This is a genomic window from Streptomyces gilvosporeus (assembly GCF_002082195.1).
In the GTDB taxonomy this organism is placed as follows: domain Bacteria; phylum Actinomycetota; class Actinomycetes; order Streptomycetales; family Streptomycetaceae; genus Streptomyces; species Streptomyces gilvosporeus.
Map to the genome: position 1 here is coordinate 617,134 of NZ_CP020569.1, position 13,377 is coordinate 630,510.

At 68.5% G+C, this 13,377-nt stretch carries 12 protein-coding genes; 7 read left to right on the plus strand and 5 right to left on the minus strand.

Annotation, left to right across the window (positions count from 1 at the left end; all coding sequences use genetic code 11):
* Window positions 1-5 precede the first annotated feature (5 nt).
* The 5 genes from B1H19_RS03010 to B1H19_RS03030 all read right to left on the minus strand — a co-directional run bounded on the left by B1H19_RS03010 (window position 6) and on the right by B1H19_RS03030 (window position 6,504).
* Entirely contained in the window at window positions 6-968 is a 963-nt protein-coding gene (locus B1H19_RS03010) for an LLM class flavin-dependent oxidoreductase (protein ID WP_083102697.1), read from the minus strand.
* 96 nt (window positions 969-1,064) lie between these two features.
* Window positions 1,065-1,982 carry a methyltransferase gene (locus B1H19_RS03015; RefSeq protein ID WP_083102698.1) on the minus strand — a complete coding sequence of 306 codons (918 nt, stop codon included), beginning with the start codon at window positions 1,980-1,982 and terminating at the stop codon, window positions 1,065-1,067.
* The gene (locus B1H19_RS03020) at window positions 1,982-4,081 is read right to left on the minus strand and encodes a carbamoyltransferase family protein (RefSeq protein ID WP_083102699.1); all 2,100 of its coding nucleotides are present in this window, start codon (window positions 4,079-4,081) and stop codon (window positions 1,982-1,984) included. Before B1H19_RS03020 ends, B1H19_RS03015 begins: the two co-directional genes overlap by 1 nt.
* A gap of 79 nt (window positions 4,082-4,160) precedes the next feature.
* On the minus strand, window positions 4,161-5,729 hold the full coding sequence (locus tag B1H19_RS03025) for a B12-binding domain-containing radical SAM protein (RefSeq protein ID WP_083102700.1): 1,569 nt from the start codon (window positions 5,727-5,729) through the stop codon (window positions 4,161-4,163).
* A gap of 28 nt (window positions 5,730-5,757) precedes the next feature.
* The gene (locus tag B1H19_RS03030; RefSeq protein ID WP_083102701.1) at window positions 5,758-6,504 is read right to left on the minus strand and encodes a phytanoyl-CoA dioxygenase family protein; all 747 of its coding nucleotides are present in this window, start codon (window positions 6,502-6,504) and stop codon (window positions 5,758-5,760) included.
* A gap of 383 nt (window positions 6,505-6,887) precedes the next feature.
* On the opposite strand from B1H19_RS03030, the gene B1H19_RS03035 reads away from it, so the two are divergent.
* The 7 genes from B1H19_RS03035 (at window position 6,888) to B1H19_RS03065 (ending at window position 13,371) form a co-directional block, all read left to right on the plus strand.
* The gene (locus B1H19_RS03035; RefSeq protein ID WP_083102702.1) at window positions 6,888-7,310 is read left to right on the plus strand and encodes a cupin domain-containing protein; all 423 of its coding nucleotides are present in this window, start codon (window positions 6,888-6,890) and stop codon (window positions 7,308-7,310) included.
* A complete protein-coding gene (locus B1H19_RS03040) occupies window positions 7,307-7,840 on the plus strand; it encodes a GNAT family N-acetyltransferase (RefSeq protein WP_107425858.1) in 534 nt (177 codons plus the stop codon). Before B1H19_RS03035 ends, B1H19_RS03040 begins: the two co-directional genes overlap by 4 nt.
* Window positions 7,841-7,859: 19 nt before the next feature.
* Window positions 7,860-8,729, plus strand: coding sequence for a TauD/TfdA family dioxygenase (locus tag B1H19_RS03045; protein ID WP_237289086.1), 870 nt, complete (start codon window positions 7,860-7,862; stop codon window positions 8,727-8,729).
* Window positions 8,730-8,753: 24 nt separating this feature from the next.
* On the plus strand, window positions 8,754-10,358 hold the full coding sequence (locus B1H19_RS03050) for a pyridoxal phosphate-dependent aminotransferase (RefSeq protein WP_083102704.1): 1,605 nt from the start codon (window positions 8,754-8,756) through the stop codon (window positions 10,356-10,358).
* Window positions 10,359-10,360: 2 nt separating this feature from the next.
* The gene (locus B1H19_RS03055; protein WP_083102705.1) at window positions 10,361-11,167 is read left to right on the plus strand and encodes a BtpA/SgcQ family protein; all 807 of its coding nucleotides are present in this window, start codon (window positions 10,361-10,363) and stop codon (window positions 11,165-11,167) included.
* 95 nt (window positions 11,168-11,262) lie between these two features.
* The gene (locus B1H19_RS03060) at window positions 11,263-12,300 is read left to right on the plus strand and encodes an SIS domain-containing protein (RefSeq protein ID WP_159027967.1); all 1,038 of its coding nucleotides are present in this window, start codon (window positions 11,263-11,265) and stop codon (window positions 12,298-12,300) included.
* 96 nt (window positions 12,301-12,396) lie between these two features.
* A complete protein-coding gene (locus tag B1H19_RS03065) occupies window positions 12,397-13,371 on the plus strand; it encodes an NAD-dependent epimerase/dehydratase family protein (protein ID WP_237289088.1) in 975 nt (324 codons plus the stop codon).
* Window positions 13,372-13,377: the final 6 nt, after the last annotated feature.

A 13,377-nucleotide genomic window follows, 5' to 3' on the forward strand; every position in this document is an offset into this window, starting at 1 on the left:
GGGGCCTACAGGCCGGCATATCCGCGCAGCGCGGGGACGACCTGGCGGGCGAAGAGTTCGACGGTGTGCCAGTCCACCGGCGGCCGGGCGCCGAGCAGGAAGTCCCCGACGCCGAGCCGGAGGTAGGGAAGAAGACGTTCGACGCACTGTTCGGGTGTGCCGAGGACGAGGAATTCCCGCCGGTCCGGCGAGGTGGGTGGATGGCGTCTCTCCCACGCCTGACGCCGGTCGTGCAGCGCACGAGAATCCTCCGCGAGCAGTGCCCGGAAGGTGATCGATTTTCTGATGTCCGCCGGATTCCGGCCGACTGCTGCGCAGTGCTCCGCCAGCGCGGCGCACCGGTGGCGATAGCTCTCCAGGGTCCCGGCCAGCGCGTTCCAGATGTCGGCATGTTCGGCGACGATTCTGAGGGTGTGTCGGGGGTCCGCGCCGCCGATCACCAACGGCAGTCTCCGTTGCAGCGGTTTGGGTTGGAGACATGCGCCTTGGAGGCGGTAGTGCCGTCCGGTGAAATCGGTCCGTTCTCTTGTCCATAGGCTCCGCAGGATGTGGCAGCCTTCCGTGAGCATTTCCAGGCGCTCGGTGCGGTTGGGGAAGGGGATGCCGTATTGCCGGTAGCCGAGGTCCGGGCCGCCGGCGCCGATGCCGAATTCGAGCCTGCCTCCGGAGATGTGGTCGATGGTGGCGGCGATGGCCGCGGCCTGGGCGGGGTGCCGCCAGGTCAGGGTGGAGACGAGCAGGGCGCAGCGGATCGTGCTGGTGCGCGCTGCGAGTGCGGCCAGCAGAGTTGGGCCTTCCAGGCAGGGCCCGTCGGGGCCGCCCAGAGGTGGGCGGGCGTGGTCGAAGAGCGATATCCAGTCGTAGCCCAGTGCTTCGCCCCGTTGCCACAGTCCGAGGCACTCCTGGAAGCTTGCGTACTGCTGCCCGGAGTGGATGCCGAACCTCAGGGCCGGGCCGTGGATCTGCATGGTGTGACGGTCCTTCAGGGTGTCGGTCGCGGGTTCGGAGAGGGAGCGGCATGGCGCTGGGGATGCGGGTACGGCGGTCGTCTCTCCGTAGGCCGGTCAGCATCGACGGCCGTCGACGGGCACGTAGTCGGCGTCGTCGTCGGTGAGCAGATGCTCCGGACGGCCTTCGACCAGGCGCACTGGGACAGTCCCGGGTGGCGCGCCGCCCGGTCGGCCCGTCCTGGGGCCGAGGCGCATGAGGTAGTAAGAGACGGTCAGGTCCGGGCCGTGGGCCGCTTCGAGGGCCTGGCTCCACTGCCGGATGCGTTCTCGCTCGGCGGGATAGCGGCGTTCGTACGCCGCGCGGTAGGCCGCGAAGGGCAGCAGCGGGTGCTGTAGGGGGGTGAACTCGACGACGCGCCCGACCAGCGCCTCGGCGAAGACCTCGGCGGCGATCGGCAGGCCGTCCCGGGCCGGCTGGTAGAGCAGGATGAGTGCCTCTCCCTGGGGTGTGAGGAATGCATCCAGCCGTTCCAGCAGGAGTGCGAGTAGTCGGTTTCCGTCCGGACCGCCGTTGGAGGTGAGGGTGCCCGGAATGCAATCGGGGGTGGGCAGGAACGGCGGGTTCGCGAGAAGCAGGTCGTAGGGTTCCGGTGCCGAGTAGGTCCGCAGGTCCGTGGTGAGGGAGCGGACGGCTCCCGCGGGGAAGCCGTTGGCTGCGGCGGTCCACCGCTGGAACTCCTCGGCCCGCGGGTTGATGTCCAGGAAGTCGACGCTGCGGGCGCCCAGGTGCAGGGCCATGAATCCCAGCGCGCCCGACCCGGCGAAGGGTTCGAAGACCCGCTTTCCCCGGGCCAGGGCGGGCTGCTGTTCCAGACAGCGCAGCAGCGCGGCTTGGATGCGGGTGAGGGGGAGGATGCGCAACGCGTCGTTCTTCCCGGGGACTTCGGCCCTGGCGATGAGTCCCCCTGTGAAGGTGTAGGTGAGGACGTCACCGTCACGGTGCTCGGTCCAGGACACCGGATCGCCAGGCATCAGGCCCAGTACCTCTCGTACGTCGCCGGGATGGGGCACTGGAAGGAGCGGTGGTGCATGTACAGGACGTCGCGGGCGGGTGTGACGTCGCCCCGGCCGTCGATCCAGTGCACGGGTAGCCCGGCTTCCTCCATGATGCGCCGGGAGGCGTCGGCCCAGTGGGAGAAGTACAGTTCGCGGTCGAAGACGAAGAGATCGGCGGTTCCGCCCACGTAGCAGAGCACACCGTCCCATCGGCGGGACGCCGCCTCGGCGAGTACGTCCGGCAAGGTGGCGGGGTGCGCGTCGGCCCGGCTCATCAGGTGCGCCTTCATCGCCTCGGGCATGGGCTCGCCCGGCTCGACCAGCGCCAGCCTTCCTCGGGGGATGCGGGTGAAATTGTCCAGGTAGGGCGCGAAGGGCTGTACAGGAGCGTGCGGTTGCTTGTCCGTGAAGAGCCAGTCGCCGATGCACAGGGCGTCCATGGTGGAGGTCAGGTAGAGCCGGAACGCCTGCTCGCAGGTTTGCACCAGCGGCTCGCCGCGGTCGTTGAAGGAAGTGTTGAGCAGTACCCCCAGGCCGGTGCGCCGCTTGAACGCCTGGAGCAGGGCGTAGAACCGGGGGTTGCTCTGCTGGGTCACCGTCTGCACCCGCGCGGTGCCGTCGACGTGCCCGATGGAGGCGAGCTTGTCCCGCCACTCCTCCCGCAGGGGGGCCACGATGGTCATGTAGGGCAAGTCCTGGTCGGCGTCGAAGTACTCGGTGAGGTCTTCGCGGAGGACGGATGGGGCGAACGGGCGCCAGTTCTCCCGGTGTTTGATGCCGTCGTTGATCCTGCGCTTGATGTCCGGGGCGAGCGGGTTTCCCAGGATGGAGCGGTTGCCCAGTGCCCGGGGGCCGACCTCGGACCGGCCCTGCACCCAGCCCAGCGTGTGGCCGGCGGCCAGGAGTTCGGCCGCCGCTTCCTGGTCGGGGACGCGGGTGCCGCGCTGGCCGTGGCGCGCGGCGACGTCCGGGAGGTTGTCCAGGTCGATCTCCCGACCCCAGTACGGGTGGGTGAGGTGCCAGCGGCGTGGTCGTTCGGTTCTGCCGAGTCGGTGGTAGGCGTACAGCGCGCCGCCGAGGGCCGTGCCCGAGTCGTTGGCCTGGGGGTAGACCTCGATCCGGTCGAAGGTCCCGCTTTTCATGATCCGGCCGTTGGCGGCGGAGTTGAGAGCCACTCCCCCGGTGATCAGGAGGTTTGCGGACCGGGTGGCTTCTTTGAGGTGCCGGGCGGAGTTGAGCATGATCTCCTCGCAGATGGCCTGCACGGCGGCGGCCACGTCCTGATGCAGCGAGGTGAGGGGTTCCTCCGGCCGGCGGGGCGGGCCGAAGGAGTGGGCGAAGAGGGTCGTGGCAAGCTCGGGCGAGGTGTAGCGGTGTGCGCCCCTGCGTTGGGCGGGCAGGAAGGTGTACGCCCCGGTGTCGTCGATGCGGAGGAACGCGTCGAGCGCTGCTCGGTACCGTGCCGGGTCCCCGTAGGCCGCCAGGGCCATGGTCTTGCCTTCCTCGCCGAAGCCCCAGCCCAGCCACATAGTGGCTCCCTGGTAGAAGAGACCCAGGGATTGCGGCAGGGGGACGGTGCGCAGCACGTCGAGGTCGTTGCCCGAGCCATGGGCGAGCATCGAGGTTTCGGTCTCTCCGCTGCCGTCGACGCTGAGGATGGCGGCGTCGTCGAAGGGGCTGGCGTAGTAGACCCCCGCGCAGTGGCAGATGTGGTGGGGGATGTTCACCACCCGGTCGGCCGGGAAGCCGGCGGCCAGCAGGGCCTTGTGCCAGGTCGGGATCCGCCATTCGAGGTAGCGCTCCATGTCCTGGGCATGGGGGGCGGACAGGTAGCCCCGTACCTGGCGCTTGCGGGCCTCTAGGCGGGACGGGTCGATGCAGTTGGTCACGAGGTCGATCTGGTCCGGCGCGATGGAGTGCTCGTCAAGGGCCTCGAAGAGCACCGACAGATGGCTGGACATGCCGTGTTTGATGCGGTTGAAGCGCTCCTGCTCGTAGATGAAGAGGGGTTCGCCGTCCCGGACCAGTGCGAAACACGCGTCGTGCTGGACCGGTTTGGTGCCGAGAATGATCACGCGGACCTCGTCCTTCCCACCGCTCTTCGTGGTGCCCGGGCGCCTTCCTGCGGGATGCGGGAGCCGATTGCCGGGCCTGTCACCCGACGGTTCCGTCGGCCAGTTGCAGCCAGCTGCTCTGGTCTCTGTTGAGCAGTGCGTAGGCGAGGTTGCGTGCGTACTGCAGTACCTGCGGGTCGATCTGCAGGCTGCGGAACGGCGAGGGTGACTGGGCTTTGGAGAAGCCCATGTCGTCGGGGCGCGTTGACGGGTCCAGCTGACCGTTGGCCACGGCCTCGTCGTAGAGGGTGGTCCCGGGGAAGGGCTGGACCATGAAGAAGCCGCATCCGTTGAGGCCCGCGTCCATGGCGCGGCGGGCCAGCCAGAAGGTCTTGGTCAGTTCCTCGAGGGTTTCGTCGGGGTATCCGACCATGAAGTTCCCGTTGATGGTGAAGCCCATCTCCCGCATCACTGCGACCAGGTCGAAGACGTCGCACTTGTCCAGCCGCCACTTGGACGTGGAGTACTTGTCCAGTACGCGCTGGGATCCGGACTCGAATGGCAGGCCGATGCGGCGGAAGCCGGCGGCGTGGAGGTGTTCGAGCAGCTCCACGTCCACGACGAGGCGGTCGTTCTTCGCCGATCGCCGGAACAGGTGCCGGATGTTCACCCCGTTGATGTCGGCGAGTTCGAAGTCGTACTTCTGCATCAGGTCGAGCACCTGGTGTACTCGGTGCTTCCAGGCCAGCAGCGAATCGTCGTTGATGTAGACCAGGTCGACCCCTAGTCCTTTGAGCGTGTCCAGTTCGCGTTCGACCCGCTCCACCGAGTGGAATCGCAGGTCCCCGATCTCGCCCGCCTCTCCGCCGCGCTCCTTCGAGATGTGGCAGTAGGTGCAGCGGTAGGGGCAGCCGCGCGAGGTGAGGATCGAGGCGAAGTGCGGCTTCTGGCCGTCTTCCATCCAGTCGGTGCGGCCTCCCCACAGCACGCTGATGTCCCAGTACTGCTCGTTGGGCAGGGCGTCCCACGACGGCATGGGGTACTCGTCGAGGTCGGTGGTGGGCCGGCCGGCGCGCGTGGTCACGATACGGCCGTCGTGCCGGAAGCAGATGGAGGGTACGGCGTCGAGCGAAGGGGACCCGGAACGCAGGTAATCCGCGAAGGCGACGAGTGGCTTCTCGCCTTCCGAAAGGAAGATGACGTCGTAACCGCTGTCGAAGAAGAGGCCCCTGAGGCTGCGCGCGTTGACTCCCCCGGCGACCATGATTTTCTCCGGGAAGGCACTTTTGATCAGCTGGGCCATCTCCAGGCACCGTGCGGTCTGCTGAGTGAAGATGGAACTCACCGCGATGACGTCGTACGGCTCGGCCTCTTCCAGAATACGCTCCGGTGTCATGCCGATGCGGAACATTCCGCTACCGATCTCCGGAACCATGGTTTTGCGGTAGAACGTGTCCGCCAGATCGTCCTGGCCGGGCCGTCCGATGCTGGTGTCGAGAAGGTCCGCGTCGAATCCGGCTGCGCGCAGTGCGGCATGGAGATAGGGGAGGGCCAGCGAACAGTCGGGGCGGTATACCTCGTCGGGATAATACTGGAGCGGGGCGTACATGCACAAAAACCGGGGGTCCCGGATCCGCCTGTCCAGCACGCTCATCGTGGATGCCTCCATGGGCTTCCGCTCCTTCGGCGGGATTGTGTCACCGTCCGGTCAACTGTGCTTTCTGTGCATGCGTGTTGTAGAACTCCGAGATGTTCGGATCCGGGCGGGCGGACCTGCCTTGGAACCACATCCCGAACGCGCTGCGCGAACGGTGCCGTGAGCGGTTGCGCAGTGCCCGGTGCACCGTGAGCGGGTGGTGGCAGACGAGATCCCCGGGGTCGAGCGGAACGAGCACCTCACGGGCCTCGTCCGCCGGATCGAACTGCGCAGCCAGGGCGAAGCCGCGGATCCCGCTGTAGGTGTGCGGACGCAGACCGCCGTGGTGCGACCCGGGGACGTACCGCAGGCAGCCGTTCTCCTCGTCCATGCGCTCGTGCGTCGCCAGCAGCATCTCCACTCCGCTGGGCGGGTCGAGCCCCAGCGAGCAGTTGTCCTGGTGCGGCGGTGTCGGCATGTCGGTGGTGGGCGGCTTGTCGAAGTAGATCGGCGGAGACGCCTCGGCTGCCTCCCCCAGGAGAGCCTGCGCGAGTGACAGCCACTTCGGGTGCGAGCGGTAGTCCTCGAAGAAAGCGTCGCAATTCATGCGCAGCACGAGGCGGATCCGCCGCTGCCCGTCCTCCCCGACCGAGTGGAAGACCTGGGTATCGGGGAGCGAAGGAGCCACTTCACGGATGAATCGGTGGATTTGCGATCGCAGTTCGGAGAGTTCGTCGCAAGTCAGAAACTGGCGGATGACAACATATCCATCCCGATCAAAGGCCGGTTTGTACTGGCGGCAATCCATACACCCCTGCCTTCCTCGCCTCGGCACATGAGCACACGTGATGCCGGCTGACCTCACCGGGCTTACGGACAGCCGATTTCCGCCGTATGCCTCCCCCGCAAATTCACTTACATAACACGCTCCGACATTTTGTCTAAATTCCTGTGCCGCATATACCGGAAGAACGGCAAACCCTGCTTGCCGTGTAACTCCCACACCCCATGCGCCCCAGGTAATTGACTCTCGCAACAAACACGTGCACGACTTCCGGTCGTGTGGCACGTGGCCCCTGTCCCCCCAGGGGGCATGCCTGCCACACTGCCTGGAGCCTGCGGGATGGCACTCCGCTCCTTCCGCGGAGATTCGCCTTCCGACACTGCGAGAATCAGTCGCGAAGAGGGTCCATGGACGTGAAGTTCGATCCAGAACGGCATATACGGAACATCTACCGTGAGCCCGCAGTCGCCCTGCTCAGCCCCCACGGAGAGGTACTCCGGGGTATCAGCGGGACATCAGGGGCTTCGGAGGAGTTCCCCGCAGCACAGGAGATCGGTGTCGACCGCATCGTCATGCAGCCGGGATCCGCCTTCGAACTCCATACCCATCCCGGCGCCCACATCCTCTACGTACTGCGGGCCCGCGGGCTCATCCACGTCGACGGCACGGACTACGAGATGACCGAAGGCGACACGGTCTATGTGCCGGCGCACTACGCACACGGCGTGCGGACCCACCCCGATGCCGAAGGTCCCGTGGAGTTCCTGGCCTTCGGCATACCGCACATGCCGCTCGACTCGCCCCACCGGATGAGCCTCGTCGCGCCATGAACCACACCACCTCTTCTCCACCCGGCTGGGCCGAGGAGCGCTGGGAGATCTGTGTCGACGAGACGGAGGTCCACGAGTTGCTGTGCCGCTGCGACGTCCACACGGCACGCCGGTACGGAACGCCGGTCCCGCAACGCGACCCCCAGACCACGACGCGGCGGGTGCGGACGTGCTGTGTGCACGCCCTGCGGCGATCCGCCGGGCTCGCGGCGATGTTCACCCTGACGTGGCAGCCCCCCTTCGCCCAGGACGCCGCGGTCTTTCCGGCGGCCCAGAAGCCCGGCTATCTGTCCCGCCTTGCCGTGGCACCCGAGCTGCTGTCCCAGGGCACGCTGCTGGGGGCGCGGTGCGTGCGTCGGGCACTGGAGGTAGCGGCGGAGGCCGGTGCCGATGTGCTGCGGTGCGAGGCCAATCCGGATCTGACCGCCACCCTGGAGCTGCTGCTCCGCCTGGGATTCCGGCAGGCCGGATCGACGCTCGACGACGGTGCGGGCGTACGGCGCGTTCACCTCCAGGCCCGGGCGGCCTGATCACGACAGGGGGTTCCAGGTGATCGAGGGGTTATTCGTCGAGCGGGCCACCGACCGGCATGTGCGGTTGCGCCGATGTCTTCTCCGGGACGGTCGGCAGACACTTGCCACGCCGACGGGCTTCAACCGTCCCTTCCGTCTCGGCGCTGCCGGCGAGCTACCACAACGCGCCCTCGCCCGACTGCGAACCCAGGGCGCGGTGGCCCTCCACTCCGACGAGCCGCTCCCGGCCCGCCGGTTCATCGCGCTCGGGGCCCGTCTGGGCCGCGCCATCGTGGAGACCGACCCCGCAGTCCTCCCCTATGTCGAGAACGAGGTGATCCTCAATCTCGTCAGTCGCCATCCCGAGACCGACAACATCGCGATCCAGCCCTTCGCCGACAACTTCCTTTCCCTCCACAGCGAGAGCAGCGGTCAGCCCCTCCCCCGTCAGCCGCGCTACATCGTGCTGATGTGCCGCGAACCGGGCGACAGGAGGGCCCGGACGGTCCTGGTACCCATGGAAACGGTGGCGGCCCGGCTGTCGGACCGGCAGTTGACCCTCCTGTCGCAGACCCGCTACCAGCAGGCCGGGGCACCTTCGGCCATCCTCCGCCGGGTGGGGAACCGCCCGGTCTTCTCGTTCCGCGACTTCATGGCCCAGCCATTTGCCTGGCGATACCAGGCAGCCGACGGCGCGGGGGCCGACACCGTCGATGCCGCGATCCGGGCGCTGCTCGCGGCGATGTACGCCCCGGACGCAGCCGTTGGTGTGCGATGGCAGCGCGGTCTGCTCGTCGTCATCGACAACACCTTCTTCTTCCACGGCAGAACCGCGGGGCCGGCTTCGGCAACGCACCCGACGACCCCCAGGAGGCACCTCCAACGTCTTCGCATCGCAGAGGTGTGAGGCCACGAGCATCGGAGCCGGACCATGCACCTCTTCGAGACCACTTCCACCGGGCGCCCGCTCACGGTTCCCCCGGCAGCACTCGCCGCGGCCCACAATAGCCCCGCGCTCGGGGACGAGCGGGTGTTCGCACCCGCGATCGACGAGCGGACACTCGACGTCTATGCCCGGGCCCGCGATCCGCAGGATGCCTTCGAGCTGCGCGACCTGTGGCTGGGACGTGTCGAGCAGGAGACCGGCGGGGACGGCCGGCCCTGGCTCGCCGAGCAGTGGAGAGACGCACCGGTACGCCGTACCGCCCACCCGGAGGAGGTGCTCTCCTCCCGTGCCACCGTGCGCTTCGTGAAGGAGCTGTTCAACTGGTACTTCCGGGACGACCTCTACGGGCGGTTCCGGTCGCGGGCCTCGGTCATCCTCTCCAGCGGCTCAGTCAGTGAGGAAGCCTGGGGCCTGCCCGAGACCCTGAAGAGCTGTCTGCACCACGCCCTCGACCGTGACTGGTCCGACTCTGCCCACCGGCGGGGCCGCCGGGCTGTGCGCGAGGCGATCGCCGCCTACGAGTCCGCGCGGATCGCCGGCGCCGGCTACACGGCCGACCGCGTCGCCCTCACCCTCGGAGGCACCGCGGCCATCGCCTCCCTCGCGGACTGTCTCCTCCGCCCGGGCCCGCGGGCCGCGCTGCCCGCGCTGTGCGGCATTCCCAACTATCCGCCGCTGGTGGAGTCCATCGCCCGGCGTGGCGAGGTCCGCCTGGTGCCGTTGCCCTGCCGGGCCGGCCGGGTCTGTCTGGGCCCGCTGATCCGCGAGCTCAGGCAGGACACCCCTATGGTGCTGCTCCAGACGGTGACCAACCCGACCGGTTCGGTGGTGCCCGAGGACGAGCTCACCAGCCTCGTCCGGGCCGCCTCGCCGACGACCGCCATCGTTTTGGACGAGTGCCATGAATGGCTCGGCCCGATGAGTACCTTCGGGCCGGCTCGCGCGGCGCCCAACGTGATCCGTGTCTCCAGCCTGTCGAAGGCATGGTCGGTGCCGGGCCTCAAGGTCGGCTGGTTGCTGGCCGACGCCCGGTTCGTCGGCGACCATCTCGCCCGTTCGGACAGCGCCGGTCCGCCGCCCTTCTACGACACGCTGCTGGAGGTGCTGGCACGGATGGAGCGGTGGATGCTGGCCGGTGTCGAATCGCCGGGTCCTGCGCACCTGGCGGAGTTCACCACAACCCAGCCGCTGAGTCGGCAGCAGTTGGCCGCCGCATACCGCAGCTACCGCGAGGATCGGCTGGCCCGTGACCATGGGCTCAAGGTTTTGCGCCAGGCTGTGGTCGCGGGCCTGACGGAGGCGTCCGCACAGGTGGTGCCGCCGCGCTACTCGATCAACGTGGCCGTTGAGTTCCCGGACTGGGACGACTCCTACCGGGCCTTCCGCGAACTGCTGCGGGAGACCGGGGTCTCGGTCTTCCCCGGCGTGCTCACGTTCTGCTTCTCCGGCGGCACGGTCCGGGTCACCACCGCACGTTCGTGGGCGGACCTGTCGGCCGCGCTCGCTCGGCTGCGCGCACGCTTCTCGGGGACATCCGGTAGCACGGTCACCGACGCGGGAACGGATCCGCGCCACGTCAGGGAGGACTAGGCATGCTCGACTTCCAGGCGGAGAACGGGCACAAGACGGTCCTGGGGATGATCCATCTGCCGCCACTGCCCGGTACACCGTTCCACGAGCCAGGGAGTTTCCCCCGCATCCTGGACGAGGCGGTCGCCGCCGCGAGACTGTTGCACGGGTGCGGTGCCGATGGCTGCCTGGTGCAGACAGTGGACCGGGTGTACGAGGCAGCGGACTCGGCGGACCCAGCACGGATCGTGGCAATCGGGTTGGTCGTGCGGGCCATCGCGGAAGCGACGGGCGGTCGGTTCCCCGTCGGTGTCCAGCTGATGCGCAACGCCATCTCGCCTTCGCTGGCGGTGGCACGGGTGGCCGGGGGCAGTTTCATCCGCGCCGGTGCACTGGTAGGCGCCACCCTCTCCGCCAGCGGGCTGATCGAGGCGGCCCCCCTCGCGGTCGCCGAGTACCGGAAGAGGATCGACGCCGCGGACATCAAGATCATCGCCGATGTGCACACCATGCACTTCAGCTGGTTCGGCGGTCGGAAACCCCCTGCCGAGGTCGCGGCCGCCGCCCGTCAGGCCGGCGCCGACGCCGTGGCACTGTGTCACCGGGACGAGTACAAGGCGATCGAGATGATCTGTGCGACGCGGCGCTCGGCACCTGGGGTACCGGTGATCCTTGCGGGGTACACCGACCACGACAACGTTGCCCGGCTGCTCGCCGCCGCCGACGGTGCCTTCGTGGGCAGCTGCCTCAAGAGCGCCGACGGCGGCACCGGCCTGGACAAGGACAAGGTCCGCAGGTACCTCGACGTCGTGCGGGGGCTGGAGCGGTGACCGGGACCGTGCGCCCGGCAGCCGGACGCCCCGGCCCCCCGGAGCCCTGCCGACGCAAGGTGATGTTCGATCAAACTGCAGCACTTGCCGATGACTTGACTGAACAGTCACCCCGTTTCGCACTCCAGGCGAGCGGTCTGCTGAGCCAGGAGGAGTGGGCCTCGGTCGACCGCGTGTACCTGACCGGCAGCGGCGACTCCTACCACGCCTCGTGTGCCGCCGAGATGGCCTTCGAGTCGCTCGCCGGCGTGCCCTGCGAACCGCTGAGTTCCCTCCGGTTCCTGGAGTACGGCACGGATGGGATGTCCGCAGTCGGGGGAAACAACCTGGTGATCGCGACCTCGGCATCCGGCGGCACAAGACGGGTGTTGCAGTGCGCCGAACGTGCCCGCCACCACGGAGTTCGGACCGTCGCACTCACCGGTGTCGCCGACAGCCCGCTGACCCGGACCTGTGACCGCTCGATGGTGATCGATGTGCCGCGCCTCGAACGCTCACCGGGCATCCGCACGCACCAGGCGAGCCTGGTGGGCCTGCTGATGATCGCCATCCGGCTCGGCGAAGCCCGCGGGATGTATGCGTCCGCCGCGGCCAACGCACTGCGGGGCGAACTATCCGCGCTCGCCGGTCCGATGAATGCCACCGTCGACGCCATCAGGGAACGTTGTCGGCAGGTGGCGCACCTGATCAGCGACGCTCCGGTCGTGGTGATGATCGGAGCCGGCCCGGGCCTGGGAACCGCCCTGTTCGGCGCGGCCAAGATCGTCGAGGCGTCGGCGGTCTTCGCGATGGGCCAGGATCTGGAGGAGTGGTGCCACGTCGAGCGATTCGCCGACCCGATCGACACCCCCCTCTTTCTCCTTTCCTGCCCGGGCAGGGCGCATTCCCTGGCCGGTGCCGTCGCGGCCCGCGCCACGGCCCTGGGCCGACAGGTGATCGCCGTGGTGCCCGCCGAGGACACCGTCGTGACCCCGTACGCCCACACCGTCCTGCCCGTGTACGGCACGACCCGTGAGGAGTTCTCACCACTGCTGTACGGGCTCTTCGCCCCCTACACCGCCGCGTTCCTGGCTGAGCGGCTGGGCCGGTTGCCGTTCCGAGCCGGCTGCCCCGGGCCGGGACCCGCCCACTGACCCACAGCCGTCGTGCGTCGTCTGCTCCGCCCCCGTTGAGAAAGGGAGACACCTGTGCCGGAACCGACCACGCCAGCAGCTCCAGGTCAGCGCCGAGTGGTGGTAACCGGCGCGGCAGGCTTCATAGGCTCCCACCTCACCGCCGCCCTGCTGCGGGAGGGCAGCTCGGTGGTCGGCATCGACCGCCGCGACCCCGTCACCGTCCCGCCAACGATCACCGACGCCGCCGACGGCAGTTCGCCGCGCTACCACCACGTGCGCACCGACCTGCTGACCTGTGCCCTGGAACCCGTGATGCAGGACGCGGAGGTGGTCTTCCACCTCGCCGGCATCCCCGGCGTACGCCCCTCATGGGGGCAGCAATTCGGCGAGTACGTACACACCAACATCCTCGCCACCCAGCGGGTCATGGAGGCAGCAGCCCGGGCAGCGGTCCGACGCGTGGTCGTCGCCTCGTCCTCCAGCGTCTACGGTCCGGCCGGCGACAGGCCGAGTGCCGAGAGCGCCCTTCCCCGGCCGCTCTCCCCTTACGCGGTGACCAAGCTCGCCGAAGAACACCTGTGCTTCGTCCATGCCGCCCGCGTCGACTGCCCCACCAGCGTCGTGGCGCTGCGGTACTTCACCGTCTACGGACCCGGCCAGCGCAGTGACATGTTCATCCACCGCGCCCTGCGCGCCGCCGTGACCGGGCAGCCGATGCGACTGTACGGAGAGGGACGACAGCGCCGGGACTTCACCTACGTCGACGACGTGGTGACCGCGACGATCGCGGCAGCCACCGCACGGGACGACAGTGGGATCGTCAATGTCGGCGGTGGTTCCAACGCCTCACTCCGCGACGTGATCGACATTGCCCAGAGCCTGACGGGACGGCAGATCCGCATGGAGCGGCTCGCCGTGTGCCCCGGTGACGTCCCTACCACCCTGGCCGACCCCCGGCGTGCCCAACGGCTCCTCGGCTGGCGGCCCTCGGTGGACCTGCGTTCCGGCATGTTCCGGCAACTGCGCTCCCTCACTGTGCCGGAGCCTCAGGTCACGGTCGGCTCACCTGACAGCCGGCACCTCGCGTGAACGCAC

Bases quoted from the DNA above. Each gene is read 5' to 3' on its own strand.
- B1H19_RS03035 (WP_083102702.1), top strand. From the start codon at position 6,888: ATGGACGTGAAGTTCGATCCAGAACGGCATATACGGAACATCTACCGT.
- B1H19_RS03030 (WP_083102701.1), bottom strand. From the start codon at position 6,504: ATGGATTGCCGCCAGTACAAACCGGCCTTTGATCGGGATGGATATGTT.
- B1H19_RS03055 (WP_083102705.1), top strand. From the start codon at position 10,361: ATGCTCGACTTCCAGGCGGAGAACGGGCACAAGACGGTCCTGGGGATG.
- B1H19_RS03015 (WP_083102698.1), bottom strand. From the start codon at position 1,982: ATGCCTGGCGATCCGGTGTCCTGGACCGAGCACCGTGACGGTGACGTC.
- B1H19_RS03010 (WP_083102697.1), bottom strand. From the start codon at position 968: ATGCAGATCCACGGCCCGGCCCTGAGGTTCGGCATCCACTCCGGGCAG.
- B1H19_RS03040 (WP_107425858.1), top strand. From the start codon at position 7,307: ATGAACCACACCACCTCTTCTCCACCCGGCTGGGCCGAGGAGCGCTGG.
- B1H19_RS03050 (WP_083102704.1), top strand. From the start codon at position 8,754: ATGCACCTCTTCGAGACCACTTCCACCGGGCGCCCGCTCACGGTTCCC.
- B1H19_RS03025 (WP_083102700.1), bottom strand. From the start codon at position 5,729: ATGGAGGCATCCACGATGAGCGTGCTGGACAGGCGGATCCGGGACCCC.